Genomic DNA, 533 nt, shown 5'->3' with positions numbered 1-533 from the left:
ATGCATTCCTGCAAGATGCAATGGACACTGGTACTCGATACGACTCCGTCGTGCTTTGGCATGTTCTCGAACATCTCGAACACCCGATCAAAATTCTGGAGCGAACCAAGCGAATTCTCGCACCAAAAGGGCGGATCGTTCTACAGGTGCCGCTTCTGCACAAACCCTATATCTACCGCGAACATCTTTTTCTGTGTAACCGCAGCAACATGGTCCGCGTGGGCGCACTGTCGGGGTTGAATCTGGTCCACTACTCGTGGTCTGCACATGAGTTCTACGCCACCGCGGTGTTTTCGAATAATCCCGGCGAGACCCAAGTCCAACCCTACTCTCCAAGCTTCACCAGCGATTGGCAGGCCGAGATGTCCGAGATCTCTCAAATCCTGATCTCAGGCATCGAAAAACGTAAGGCCAATCCCCGCAACAATGCCGCGAACAAGCCGCCCGCCCCGACCAAAAAGAACGTTCGACCGCACAGTGTAACCAGCGTGCAGCGCCGCCGGACACAATTGGCATCGACCTATGCCGAAAAG

At 54.4% G+C, this 533-nt stretch carries 1 protein-coding gene; it reads left to right on the top strand.

The genetic code is table 11. The features are described from left to right. Nucleotides 1–533, top strand: a 533-nt coding sequence (locus SM447_RS29905) for a methyltransferase domain-containing protein (RefSeq protein ID WP_474576210.1), incomplete at both ends; no start/stop codon positions are given.

It is taken from the genome of Micromonospora aridisoli, assembly GCF_056150025.1.
Note: the sequence above shows the minus strand (reverse complement) of the source record. Positions and strands in the feature narration are given on the sequence as shown.